The following is a 12,920-nucleotide window of genomic DNA, read 5'->3' on the forward strand; positions in this document are numbered from 1 at the left end:
TTGAGCAAGTTGCGAGGGTTCTTGTTTTGCCAGCCTGTGCCATACAACCCGTCATCCTCGGGCTTGTCCCGAGGATCTACCCACAGACGGGCCGCCTACAAATGCCCGCCATGAGCAGGAGGCTGGATGCATCATACGCTGATCGGGCCGGAAGAGGACCATGCGCATGACCCGCCCCAACATCCTCATCGTCATGGTCGACCAGTTGAACGGAACGCTGTTTCCGGACGGACCGGCGGAATGGCTGCACGTGCCGCACCTCAAGGCGCTCGCCGCCCGCGCGGCTCGGTTTCGAAACAATTACACGTCCTCGCCGCTCTGCGCCCCGGCGCGCGCCTCCTTCATGGCCGGGCAGCTTCCGAGCCGCACGCGCGTCTACGACAATGCCGCCGAATACGCCTCCTCGATCCCCACCTATGCGCACCATCTGCGCCGCACCGGTTACTACACCGCGCTTTCCGGCAAGATGCATTTCGTCGGGCCGGACCAGCTGCACGGCTTCGAGGAACGGTTGACGACCGACATCTATCCGGCCGATTTCGGCTGGACGCCGGACTACCGGAAGCCGGGCGAGCGGATCGACTGGTGGTATCACAATCTCGGCTCGGTGACCGGTGCGGGCGTCGCCGAAATCACCAACCAGATGGAATATGACGACGAGGTCGCCTTCCTCGCAAACCAGAAGCTCTACCAGCTTGCCCGCGAAAACGACGACCAGGAGCGTCGGCCGTGGTGCCTCACCGTCTCGTTCACCCATCCGCACGATCCCTACGTGGCGCGGAAGAAATTCTGGGATCTTTACGAGGATTGCGAGCACCTTCTGCCCGAGGTCGGGGAAATCCCGCTTGAGGAACAGGATCCGCATTCGCAGCGCCTCATCCTTTCCTGCGATTACCAGAATTTCGACGTGACGGAAGAGAATATCCGCCGCTCGCGCCGGGCCTATTTCGCCAACATCTCCTATATCGACGAGAAGATCGGCGAGCTTGTCGATACGCTGACGCGGACGCGCATGCTCTCCGACACGCTGATCGTGTTCTGCTCCGACCATGGCGACATGCTGGGCGAGCGCGGGCTGTGGTTCAAGATGAACTTCTTCGAAGGTTCGGCGCGCGTGCCGCTGATGATCGCCGGCCCCGGCATCTCGCCCGCTCTTTATACGGCGCCCGTCTCGAACCTCGACGTGGCGCCGACGCTCTGCGACCTCGCCGGTATTTCCATGGCGGAGATCGAGCCTTGGACCGACGGCGAGAGCCTGAAGCCGATGCTGGAGGGTGGCACCCGCGTGAGCCCGGTGCTGATGGAATATGCCGCAGAAGGCTCCTATGCCCCTCTCGTCGCGATCCGTGAGGGCAGATGGAAATATGTCCATTGCGAACTGGATCCGGAACAGCTCTTCGACCTCGACGCCGACCGACAAGAGCTGAAGAACCTTGCCGCAGATCCGGCCTTTGCGGATGTGATGGAAAGGTTTAGAGCAACGCGCAAAGAAAAATGGGACATGGCCGCCTTCGACGCGGCGGTGCGCGAAAGCCAGGCGCGGCGCTGGGTGGTCTACGAGGCGCTCCGAAACGGCGCCTATTTCCCCTGGGACCACCAGCCTCTGCAGAAAGCATCGGAGCGCTACATGCGCAACCATATGGACCTGAACATCCTCGAAGAATCAAAGCGTTATCCACGAGGCGAATGAGATGAAAGCCCAACCCGTCGCCAGCCATTTCATTGATGGCGAATATGTCGAGGACACGGATGGCACTGTCATCGAAAGCCTCTATCCGGCAACCGGCGAGGTGATCGCGCGGCTGCATGCGGCAACGCCTGCCATCGTCGAAAAGGCGATCGCGGCCGCCAAGCGCGCCCAGCCGGAATGGGCGGCAATGAGCCCGACGGCGCGCGGGCGCATATTGAAACGCGCCGCCGAAATCATGCGCGAACGCAATCGCGCGCTTTCCGAACTCGAAACGCTCGATACCGGCAAGCCGATCCAGGAGACGATCGTCGCCGACCCCACCTCGGGCGCGGACAGTTTCGAATTCTTCGGCGGGGTGATCGCCGCGGGCATGAACGGCGACTACATCCCGCTCGGGCGCGACTTCGCCTATACAAAGCGCGTGCCGCTTGGCGTCTGCGTCGGCATCGGCGCCTGGAACTACCCGCAGCAGATCGCCTGCTGGAAGGGTGCGCCGGCGCTCGCGGCCGGCAATGCCATGGTCTTCAAGCCTTCCGAGAACACGCCGCTCGGAGCCCTGAAGATCGCCGAAATCCTCATCGAGGCTGGCCTGCCGAAAGGGCTCTACAACGTCATCCAGGGGGACCGGAATACCGGCCCGCTTCTGGTCAACCATCCGGACGTGGCGAAAGTATCGCTGACCGGCTCGGTACCGACCGGCCGCAAGGTGGCCGCCGCTGCTGCGGGCAATCTCAAGCATGTGACGATGGAACTCGGCGGCAAATCGCCGCTGATCGTGTTCGACGATGCGGATCTCGACAGCGCGATCGGCGGCGCCATGCTCGGCAATTTCTACTCGACCGGCCAGGTCTGCTCCAACGGCACCCGCGTCTTCGTTCAGCGGGACATCAAGAGCGAGTTCCTGTCGCGCCTGAAGGAGCGGACGGAGAGGATCGTCATCGGCGATCCGATGGACGAGGCGACGCAGCTCGGGCCGATGGTCTCCTTCGATCAACGGCAGAAGGTGCTGTCCTATATCGACAAGGGCAAGGCCGAAGGCGCGACGCTTCTGACCGGTGGCGGCATTCCGAACCACGTGACCGGCGAAGGTTATTACATCCAGCCGACCGTGTTTTCCGACGTTATGGACGGGATGACCATCGCGCGGGAAGAGATTTTCGGGCCGGTGATGTGCGTGCTCGATTTCGACGACGAGGACGAGGTGATCGCGCGGGCCAACGCCACCGAATTCGGCCTTTCGGCCGGCGTCTTCACCGCCAACCTGACGCGCGGCCATCGAGTGGTGGACCAGTTGCAGGCAGGCACGCTGTGGATCAACACCTACAATCTCTGCCCGGTGGAAATTCCCTTCGGCGGCTCGAAACAATCCGGCTTCGGGCGGGAGAACTCGCTCGCAGCGCTGGAGCATTATTCCGAGCTGAAGACGGTCTATGTGGGCATGGGGCCTGTCGAGGCGCCGTATTGATGTTCACCACGGCTGTTGTCGCGCAAGCTCGCCCCCCTCTGGCCTGCCGGCCATCTCTCCCACGGGTGGGGAGATCACAAGTGGCACGACCTTCCTGCCAATTGAACGTTGCACCCATCAACACGGCCTTTTGTTTGGCGAAGCGAGTGCGCCCAGCCAATCTCCCCACCTGTGGGGGAGATGGCCGGCAGGCCAGAGGGGGGCTGACCGCGCACGACCTCACGAAAACGTCTGGAGAAAACTGATATGCTTCAGGCAGATTTCGTCATCATCGGTTCCGGTTCGGCGGGCTCCGCCATGGCCTATCGGCTGTCGGAGGACGGCAGGTATTCGGTGATCGTCATCGAGGCGGGCGGATCGGATTTCGGGCCGTTCATCCAGATGCCGGGCGCGCTCGCCTGGCCGATGAGCATGAAGCGCTACAACTGGGGCTATCTTTCCGAGCCCGAGCCGAATCTCAACAACCGGCAGATCACCGCGCCGCGCGGAAAGGTGATCGGCGGGTCGTCCTCGATCAACGGGCTCGTCTATGTCCGCGGCCATGCGGAGGACTACAACCGCTGGGAGGCGCTCGGCGCGACCGGCTGGGCCTATGCGGACGTATTGCCCTATTTCAAGCGGATGGAGACTTCCGAGGGCGGAGAGGAAGGCTGGCGCGGCACGGACGGGCCGTTGCATGTCAAGCGCGGGCCGGTGAAGAACCCGCTGTTCCACGCCTTCATCCAGGCGGGCCGGCAGGCCGGCTTCGAGCTGACGGACGACTATAACGGCTCGAAGCAGGAAGGCTTCGGGCTGATGGAACAGACCATCTACAAGGGCCGTCGTTGGTCTGCGGCAAATGCCTATTTGAAGCCCGCATTGAAGCGCCCGAATGTCCAGCTGGTCTACGGCTTCGCCAACAGGATCGTGATCGAGGACGGTCGGGCGGTGGGCGTCGAGATCGAGCGGCGCGGCGTCACCGAAGTGGTCCGGGCGAACCGCGAGGTGATCGTCTCGGCTTCCGCCTTCAATTCGCCGAAACTGCTGATGCTCTCCGGCATCGGGCCTGCCGAGCATCTGAAATCGATGGGTATCGCGGTGAAGGCCGACCGGCCGGGCGTCGGCGCCAACCTGCAGGACCATATGGAATTCTATTTCCAGCAGGTCTCCACCAAGCCCGTTTCGCTCTATTCCTGGCTGCCGTGGTTCTGGCAGGGGGTTGCCGGCGCGCAATGGGTGCTGTGGAAGGGCGGGCTCGGCGCCTCCAACCAGTTCGAGGCCTGCGCCTTCCTGCGCTCCGCGCCGGGACTGAAACAGCCGGATATCCAGTATCACTTCCTGCCTGTCGCGATTTCCTATGACGGCCGCGCCGCCGCCAGAAGCCACGGTTTTCAGGTCCACGTGGGCTACAACCTGTCGAAATCGCGCGGGAACGTGACGCTGCGTTCCGCCGATCCGAAGGCCGATCCGGTGTTGCGTTTCAACTATATGAGCCATACGGAGGACTGGGAAAAATTCCGCCATTGCGTGCGGCTGACCCGCGAGATCTTCAGCCAGAAGGCCTTTGACGACTATCGCGGGCCGGAAATACAGCCGGGAGAGAAGGTCGAGACCGATGAGCAGATCGACGCCTTCCTGCGCGAGCACTTGGAAAGCGCCTATCACCCGTGCGGCACCTGCCGCATGGGCCGCGCCGACGATCCCATGGCGGTCGTCGATCCGCAATGCCGGGTGATCGGTGTGGAAGGGCTCAGGGTCGCGGACTCATCGATCTTCCCGCACGTCACCTACGGCAACCTGAACGGCCCCTCGATCATGACCGGCGAAAAGGCAGCCGACCACATCCTCGGGAAAACGCCCCTGCCCCGCTCCAACCAGGAGCCCTGGGTCAATCCGCGCGCGGCGGTGAGCGACCGGTAGTCAGTGGCAATCTTTTTCGCACTGATGGCGGATAGCAAGGATGGTAACGGTTTTAACAGCTTCAATTTCGAAGAGGGCCACATAACCTGCCGAGCCAGTCGCGGTTTTCATGGCTGCACCTCATGCATCGCAATTGCAATGCATGAGGTGCTTATCCTTATCAAAAGGCCTAGAGAAACCCGATCCATCTTCCGGCGATCACCGCGCCGATCCAGATGAGGATGGAGAGCGTGGCGCCGATGCGAAGAGCGGCCGTCGGCGCGCCGCCGGAAAGGACCTCTTTCCAACCCTTGCCGAAATGGACGACAGCGACGTTGCCGAGGCCGAGTGCAATGAACCCGAGCTTCACGAGGAACGCCGGATTGCCGGCATATTCCACCGGCTTGACGATGAAGAGGCAAAGGCCGGTGACGATGGCGAGCACCAACCCCAACCCGGCCACGCGCGAGAGGTAGGCGGCAACCGCAGACAAAGGCACGGCCGGCTCGAGGCCGAGAAGCAGGATATCCAGCGCCAGGATCGCGCCGAACAGCATGCCGAGCCCAAGAATGTGGGCGGCATTGACCAGGAGGTAGAGCGTCGATGACGTGATCAATGCCCGGGCGATCGGCGTTTCGGCGAGCGGAGCAAGAAATTCCATTCCCGCCTCAGTTCGTCCGGATGCGTTCCGGATAGATGTCGAAGGTCTTGCCCGCAACGACGATCCGGACCGCTTTCATGCGTTTCTCATTGCGGTCTTCGGAGCGGTTGCCCGTGGCGGTGATCTCGTCGCCGACCTGCGCCTGGCCTTCCACGAAGCCGGAGCGGCGGGTCTGGTTCGGATTACCAAGTTCGACGCGCCAGATGCCGTCTTCGGCCTGGACTTCCAGTGTCGGATGCGGCGGGGCAAAGGAAATCGAGTGGATGGTACCCTTGAGGTCGATCTGGTCGGCCTCCGCCCAGGACCAGCCGTGATGGGCGGCGGCGGTGCCGGCGAATGCGGCAGCGATCGCAGCTCCGGCAAGAGTGCGGGTGATGGAACGATGAGGCATGGCGGCAGCTCTCCATTTTCTACATCCAGCTGCCCATCAACATGTGACGGCGAGACACCACCGCCAGAGTTTTTCACTGAATCTTGATATCATCTCCCGAAACTTACCCTGGAAATGAACTTTACGGCACATTCTGCGGCCCGCGGCTTGCAATCCATGCCGGGGAAGCGAATAAGCGGAGTCGATCCCAGCCAAGGTCGCCATGCCTGTTTCCTATCGCAAATCGAAGATGTTCCGCCGTTCGCGTGTCATGCGCGCATCCTGGAACGTGTGGAAACCACGGATTGTTTTCTGGATCGGCGCGATAGCAATCGGCTTTGTCAGCGTCGGCTTCGCCCTGGCCGCCGACAGGGCGCAGGACTTTTTCATCCAGTTGACCGAGCTCGGTCCCTATGCGTTCCTGCTGCCGCTCGTCCTGACGCCTGCCGGGTTCGCGCTGTGTGCCTGGCTGGCGTTCGCCGTCTTTCCTAATACACAAGGCAGCGGCATTCCGCAGGCGATCGCCGCGCGGCACCTGCGCAACGATACCCATCGGCTGGGGCTTCTGTCCCTCAAACTTGCAGTCGGCAAGATCGTCCTCACCATCGTTGGACTATTCTGCGGCGCCTCGATCGGCCGTGAAGGGCCGACCGTTCAGGTGGGCGCTTCGATCATGCTTGCCGTCGGCCGCGTCGGCGGCATGGCCCAGGCGCGCGGGCTCATCCTCGCAGGGTCCGCGGCCGGCATCGCCGCCGCCTTCAACACGCCGCTCGCCGGGATCGTCTTCGCCATCGAGGAGATGAGCCGAACCTACGAATCCCGCGCCAACGGCCTGGTACTGACGGCCGTCATCCTCTCCGGCCTTGCAGCGCTCGGGCTTGTCGGCAGCTATACCTATTTCGGGGAAACCTCGGTCATGGCCACCTCTCACCTCGACTGGGCGATGGTGGCGATCTGCGGCATTTGCGGCGGTGCGCTGGGAGCCGCGTTCAGCGCCGGCGCAATCCGCGCCTCCCGCAGGATCAGGCGGTGGGCGCATCCAAGCCCATTGAAGCGGATGGTCTGGCTTGCTGCAGGCTGCGGGCTGGCGGTAGCTGTCATCGGCCTCATCTCCGGCGGGCAGACCTTCGGCACCGGCTACAAGGAAGCCAGCGCCATGCTGGAAGGCGCAACGGTATCGCCAACCTTCTTCATCGAGAAGCTCGGCGCAACCTTCCTGTCGATGATCTCCGGCATTCCCGGCGGCATTTTCGCGCCTTCGCTCTCGGTCGGCGTCGGCCTTGGGGCGACGCTCGGCACCCTTTTCGGCGCAAGCATCGCACTCTCGGCCTTGCTCGGAATGGCTGGTTACTTTGCCGGCGTCGTGCAGGCGCCGATGACGGCTTTCGTGATCATCATCGAGATGACCGGCGACCACGAGGCCGTCATCCCCATCATGGCCGCTTCCATGCTCGGCTATATCACGTCGCGCATGCTGTCGCCCGAACCACTCTATCACGGGCTCTCGCGCGCCTTCATCGCGGCAAGCATCCGCGCCAGGCGGGCGGATCAGCAAGCCGGCAGCGCCCGAAGCCAGGGCGACGCCGTCACCGATACCTGACGCATGAAGGCGGAAGTCAGCGCGCCCCCGCGACCTGGTCGAAGGTCCCGCCATTGCCGAAATGCTCGGGCTGCGCCTTCTTCCATCCGCCGAAGAGCGGATCGTTGATGGTCACGAGCCTGGTGTCCGGCAAGGCCTGAAGAAGAGACGGATCGACAAGATCCCGGTTGACCGGCCGGTAGAAATTCCTGGCGGCGATCGTCTGCCCCTCCTTCGAGTAGAGATATTGCAGATAGGCTTCGGCGAGTTTCCGCGTCCCGCGCCGGTCGACATTGGCGTCGACGATTGCGACCGGCGGCTCGGCCAGGATCGAGATCGGCGGCACGACGACGTCGAATGCATCCTCGCCGAGTTCCTTGCGCGCCAGATAGGCCTCGTTTTCCCATGCGAGCAGGACATCGCCGATCCCTCTGTCCGTGAATGTCGTCGTTGCGCCGCGCGCGCCGGTATCCATCACCGGGACATGGCGAAACAGCTCGCTCATATAGGCCTTGATCTTCTGCTGATCGCCCTTGTATTCCTCGTTCGCCCAGGCCCAGGCCGCCAGATAGTTCCAGCGCGCCCCGCCGGAGGTCTTCGGATTTGGGGTCACCACTTCGACGCCGTCCTTGACGAGATCGCTCCAGTTCGCGATTCCCTTCGGGTTGCCCTTGCGCACCAGAAAGACGATCGTGGATGTATAGGGCGCGGAATTGTTCGGAAACTTCGCTTCCCAGCCGGGCTTTATCCTGCCGCTTATCGCCGAGATGGCATCGATATCACTGCCGAGCGCCAGGGTCACGACATCCGCCTCGAGCCCCTCGATGACCGAACGGGCCTGACGGCCGGACCCGCCATGCGATTGCTCGATGGAAACCGTCTCCCCCGTCTGCGCCTTCCAATGTTTCGCGAAGGCGATGTTGTATTCCTCGTAGAGCTCCCGGGTCGGATCATAGGAGACGTTGAGGAGCCGGCTGTCGGCATTGGCCGGTGTGAAAAGCCCGACCGTCAGGGAAAGGCCGAGAGCAACGACGCCCAACCTTCTGAAGAACCCCTCGCCAAATTCCCGGGTGAAACGAAACATGGTGTTCCCTCCTACTGGTTTCACCTAAAACTCTATCGACTAAGTCGTCTTAGTCAATCTGGTGCGAAGAGAAGGCAAAATTGTTTCCCCTCGCCGATGCAGCCGGCAAAGAAAGCACTGGCGGTTGGTACATGGAGAGAATGGCTGGGCCGGAAAGGTCCCGCTTCAGAAAATCGCAATCCTGCCGCAGTCGGGATTCTTGGGAGGATTTCTCTTCGCATATTCTGCATCGGGCGATTGCAACTATATACCGTTCCAGCGAATCCAGGATCGCCGCCTCACCAACCAGACCAAGCCATACCTGAATGGAGTTCGAGATTGAGCGTTGCCTTCACCAAGGAAGAGAGTTCCGAGACAGCCTCGGAAACCCTGCTGCCCGACCGTCCGATTTCTCCCCATCCAAATCTCGTTACGGATGCGGGATTGAGAACACTGGAATTGCAACTGGCTCAAGCTCGCGAGGCCTACAATGCTGCAAACGCAATCGAAGACGTGAATGAGCGGCGGCGGCAGGCGGCAGGCCCTTTGCGTGATCTGCGCTATTTTGCGGAAAGAGTTCGCACCGCCCAGGTGGTCCCCTACCCGACTTCAGCGGATACCGTGGCATTCGGCAGCACGGTCACCTTCAGCCGTGAGGACGGACGGATACAGAAATACCGTATCGTTGGAGAGGACGAAGCCGATCCCAAAGCCGGATCGATTTCGTATGTTTCGCCGGTTGCCCGTGCGCTTACCGGCAAGGCGGTCGGGGATGTTGTGACTGTCGGTGATCAGGAACTGGAAATCACCGCGATATCGTGGGACAGAAGCGAAAGCGCATGAAAACCGTCAGGATCGCCGCCGCACAGACGCCGGAATTCAGGAACGACATTGGGTCCGCCCTTGCGTGTCTTCGCGAGTTCGCCGCACGGGCAGAGGCCGAAGGTGCGAGGCTGCTGTGTTTTCCGGAAGGCTTCCTGCAAGGCTATCTACTGGATGAAGCCTCGGCGCGGCGTGTCGCGCTCGACCTCTCGCTGCCGGAATTCGAGGTGGTACTGCAGCAGTTTCCGAGAACCGGGCCAACGATCGTCGTCGGCATGATCGAGGCCGCGGGCGGTCGGCTCTTCAACACGGCATTGGTCGTCTCGCAAGGCAAGGTCGACGGCGGTTATCGGAAGGTTCATCTGCTCGGCGGAGAGAGGATATTCGACGTCGGCCATCAGCAAACCGTCTTCGAGGTCGACGGCCTGCGCTTCGGGATCAATATCTGCTACGACACGAACTTTCCGGAGGCCGCGCGACAGGTCGCCGATCTTGGCGCCTCTCTGATCGTCTGCCCGACCAACAACATGATGCCGCGGCAGAAGGCCGAGATCTTCAGGGACGTCCACAATGCCGTGCGAGGCGAACGATGCCGCGAAACAGGCCTCTGGCTGATATCCTCGGACGTCACCGGCGAGCGCGACGGACGCGTTGCCTGGGGACCAACCGCTGTCCTCAACCCGGAAGGACAGGTTGTAGCACAACTGCCTTTGGAAAGCCCCGGATTGCTGCTTTTCGACGTTCCGACGGCAGGCTAGGCCAACACATCCGCCATCGGACAGAAGCGGAAAGTCTTACGCCGTCAGAAGCTCGCGGGCGGCGGGGGTCTTGCTCTCGCCGGTGCCTTCGATGGCATCCGCGATCGTGGTGGTGAACAGCACATTGCGCGTGGCATCAGCAACGCGGGCAAAGACATGGCGGATCTCGCAAAGTGCTCGCCGTCGCAATCCTCGCATTTCCGGTAGGCGGTCTGTGACAGGCAGGGAAGCGGTGCGATCGGCCCGTCGACGAGACGCAGCACTTCGCCGAAGGTGATGGCGTCGGCCGGTTTCAGCAGAAGATAGCCGCCCTGCTTGCCGCGGCGGCTGATGACGATGCCGGAGCGCTTCAGGTCGAGCAGGATCTGTTCCAGGAACTTCTTTGGAATACTCTGCTGAACGGCGATCTCGGAGATCAGCATCGGCTCGTCTGGATCGGCCTGCGCAAGGGCGGCCAGCGCCCTCAGCGCATATTTCGCTTTCTGGGATATCATCACGCAACCATCGACAAATAGCGCCGCCGCAGGGCCAAAGGCCTCACGGCGCCGCTCATTCAGCTTCGTTTGAGGCATCCACGGGGCCGCCGGACATGGCGCTCAGGGGGTGCATGCACGCAAGCGGAAACCCTGCCTTGCGAGCATGTATCCGGATTAGCCCAAATCATGAGAAATTACAAACCAATGCCGGGGTTTCCGGAGATAAATCCGGTCACTTTTGGTTAAGGCGGCAGGTTTTCTGTGTGAATGCCGCTTTGGAGAGATATTTGCTCTCCATCTCCATGGGAAGAAACGGGTTTTTCTGTCCTTTCGCGCCGCTTGCCGGGATAATCCAGCAATTGCTCACGGAATGAGACCCCATGACCCTTCATGACGCCGCGGGCCAGGACCGGTTGGCCCAAGCCCCGCCGGTAGTGGCTGATACCCTCGCCGCCCAACTCGAAAGCCTAGACCTTGCCGGTCGCCTGGCGCTGGCCGCCGGGCTTGGACATGCCGTCTTCACCACCTCGCTCGGCATCGAGGACCAGGTGATCACCGCTGCGATCGGAACGCACCGATTGCCGATCGAGGTATCGACGCTGGAGACGGGTCGGCTGTTCAAGGAAACCGTCGACCTGATCGGCGAGACCGAGGAGCGCTACGGCATCGCCATCCACCGCTTCACGCCCGAACAGGGCGATGTGGACGCCTATGTCGCCAAATACGGCATGAACGGCTTCTACGAAAGCGTCGAGGCCCGCCACGCCTGCTGTCATGTGCGCAAGCTGAAGCCGCTTGCCAGGGCGCTTTCGGGCGCCGACGTATGGATCACCGGACTTCGCCGCGGCCAGTCGGGCAACCGCGCCGCAACGCCGTTCGCCGAATATGATGCGGAGCGCAACCTCATCAAGATCAACCCTCTTGCTGACTGGGACATGGAGACGATCCGCGCCCATGTGTCGGCCGAGGCCATTCCCGTCAACCCGCTGCATGCCCGCGGCTATCCTTCGATCGGCTGCGAGCCCTGCACCCGCGCTATCAAGCCCGGCGAGCCGGAACGCGCCGGCCGGTGGTGGTGGGAAAACGACGAGAAGCGCGAATGCGGCCTGCATGTGCCGGAAAGCGCCGCCCAGCCCATCCCGCCGGTAAGCCAGATCGCCCGCTAACCCTTTATGTTTGTTTTCCAGACTGCCCGGAGACCGAAATGCTTTTGTCTGTACAGGAAACGGATGTGAAGACCCCGCCCGTTTCCAGACCACCGCTCGATCCGCATCTGAAAGCCCTCGAAAACGAAGCGATCCACATCTTCCGCGAAGTGGCGGCAGAATTCGAAAAGCCGGTGATGCTCTATTCGATCGGCAAGGATTCTTCCGTCCTGCTGCATCTCGCCCGCAAGGCCTTTTATCCTGGTCGTGTGCCCTTCCCGCTTCTGCATGTGGACACGACCTGGAAGTTCCGCGAGATGATCGCGTTCCGCGACGAGATTGCCGCGAAATACGACCTCGACCTCGTGGTGCATACCAATCCGCGCGGCGCTGCCGAAGGTATCACGCCCTTCAGCCATGGTTCGGCGATCTATACCGACATCATGAAGACCGAGGCGCTCAAGCAGGCGCTCGATGCCGGCGGCTATGACGCGGCTTTCGGTGGCGCGCGACGCGACGAAGAGGCATCGCGCGCCAAGGAGCGCATCTATTCCTTCCGAACGCCGGACCACAAATGGGACCCGCGCAACCAGCGCCCCGAACTCTGGAACGTCTATAACGGCATGATCAGACAAGGCGAGAGCGTGCGCGCCTTCCCGCTCTCCAACTGGACGGAAGTCGATATCTGGCGCTACATCCAGGCCGAGGATATTCCCCTCGTGCCGCTCTACTACGCCGCCGAACGGCCCTATGTGGAACGGGACGGGATGATGATCCTCGCCGAGGATCTGCGCCTTCAACTGCTTCCCGGCGAGGTCGTCCAACGGGGCATGATCCGCTTCCGCACGCTCGGCTGCTTCCCGCTCACCGGCGCGATCCGCTCGCACGCCACCACGCTTGAGGAGGTGATCGCCGAGCTCGAGATCGCCACCGTCTCCGAACGGCAGGGCCGCGCGATCGACCGCGACCAGTCCGGCTCGATGGAGAAGAAGAAACGCGAAGGATATTTCTGA

11 protein-coding genes and 1 pseudogene are annotated in these 12,920 nt (G+C 62.1%); 8 read left to right on the forward strand and 4 right to left on the reverse strand.

Going from position 1 to position 12,920, the window contains the following annotated elements; translation table 11 throughout:
* Positions 1 to 160: 160 nt before the first annotated feature.
* The 3 genes from betC (at position 161) to betA (ending at position 5,054) form a co-directional block, all read left to right on the forward strand.
* Positions 161 to 1,690, forward strand: a complete 1,530-nt coding sequence (gene betC, locus JL39_RS26600; protein ID WP_037157903.1) for a choline-sulfatase — start codon at positions 161 to 163, stop codon at positions 1,688 to 1,690.
* Position 1,691: 1 nt separating this feature from the next.
* Complete coding sequence (gene betB, locus JL39_RS26605; protein WP_037157906.1) at positions 1,692 to 3,155, forward strand: betaine-aldehyde dehydrogenase; 1,464 nt, start codon at positions 1,692 to 1,694, stop codon at positions 3,153 to 3,155.
* Positions 3,156 to 3,401: 246 nt separating this feature from the next.
* Positions 3,402 to 5,054 carry a choline dehydrogenase gene (gene betA / locus JL39_RS26610; protein WP_037157909.1) on the forward strand — a complete coding sequence of 551 codons (1,653 nt, stop codon included), beginning with the start codon at positions 3,402 to 3,404 and terminating at the stop codon, positions 5,052 to 5,054.
* A 169-nt stretch (positions 5,055 to 5,223) separates the two neighbouring features.
* Here betA and JL39_RS26615 read toward each other — a convergent pair whose 3' ends face one another.
* Positions 5,224 to 5,694: a hypothetical protein gene (locus JL39_RS26615; RefSeq protein ID WP_037157912.1), complete on the reverse strand. Its 471-nt coding sequence runs from the start codon at positions 5,692 to 5,694 to the stop codon at positions 5,224 to 5,226.
* A 7-nt stretch (positions 5,695 to 5,701) separates the two neighbouring features.
* Positions 5,702 to 6,085, reverse strand: coding sequence for a DUF6152 family protein (locus JL39_RS26620; RefSeq protein ID WP_037157915.1), 384 nt, complete (start codon positions 6,083 to 6,085; stop codon positions 5,702 to 5,704).
* Positions 6,086 to 6,287: 202 nt separating this feature from the next.
* Between JL39_RS26620 and JL39_RS26625 the strand changes: the two genes are divergently transcribed.
* Entirely contained in the window at positions 6,288 to 7,664 is a 1,377-nt protein-coding gene (locus tag JL39_RS26625) for a chloride channel protein (protein ID WP_037157918.1), read from the forward strand.
* A gap of 16 nt (positions 7,665 to 7,680) precedes the next feature.
* On the opposite strand, the gene JL39_RS26630 is transcribed toward JL39_RS26625, so the two are convergent.
* Entirely contained in the window at positions 7,681 to 8,727 is a 1,047-nt protein-coding gene (locus JL39_RS26630; RefSeq protein ID WP_052183135.1) for a sulfate ABC transporter substrate-binding protein, read from the reverse strand.
* A gap of 318 nt (positions 8,728 to 9,045) precedes the next feature.
* Between JL39_RS26630 and greA the strand changes: the two genes are divergently transcribed.
* Positions 9,046 to 9,549: a transcription elongation factor GreA gene (greA, locus tag JL39_RS26635; RefSeq protein WP_037157921.1), complete on the forward strand. Its 504-nt coding sequence runs from the start codon at positions 9,046 to 9,048 to the stop codon at positions 9,547 to 9,549.
* Positions 9,546 to 10,286: a carbon-nitrogen hydrolase family protein gene (locus JL39_RS26640; protein ID WP_037157924.1), complete on the forward strand. Its 741-nt coding sequence runs from the start codon at positions 9,546 to 9,548 to the stop codon at positions 10,284 to 10,286. Before greA ends, JL39_RS26640 begins: the two co-directional genes overlap by 4 nt.
* Positions 10,287 to 10,322: 36 nt before the next feature.
* On the opposite strand, the pseudogene JL39_RS26645 reads toward JL39_RS26640, so the two are convergent.
* Positions 10,323 to 10,780 (reverse strand): annotated as a pseudogene (locus JL39_RS26645) (Rrf2 family transcriptional regulator).
* A 362-nt stretch (positions 10,781 to 11,142) separates the two neighbouring features.
* On the opposite strand from JL39_RS26645, the gene JL39_RS26655 reads away from it, so the two are divergent.
* Both JL39_RS26655 and cysD read left to right on the forward strand, forming a co-directional pair.
* Positions 11,143 to 11,928 carry a phosphoadenylyl-sulfate reductase gene (locus tag JL39_RS26655; protein ID WP_052183136.1) on the forward strand — a complete coding sequence of 262 codons (786 nt, stop codon included), beginning with the start codon at positions 11,143 to 11,145 and terminating at the stop codon, positions 11,926 to 11,928.
* 38 nt (positions 11,929 to 11,966) lie between these two features.
* Positions 11,967 to 12,920 carry a sulfate adenylyltransferase subunit CysD gene (cysD, locus tag JL39_RS26660; RefSeq protein WP_037157931.1) on the forward strand — a complete coding sequence of 318 codons (954 nt, stop codon included), beginning with the start codon at positions 11,967 to 11,969 and terminating at the stop codon, positions 12,918 to 12,920.

Source organism: Rhizobium sp. YS-1r (assembly GCF_000757525.1).
GTDB lineage: Bacteria > Pseudomonadota > Alphaproteobacteria > Rhizobiales > Rhizobiaceae > Neorhizobium > Neorhizobium petrolearium.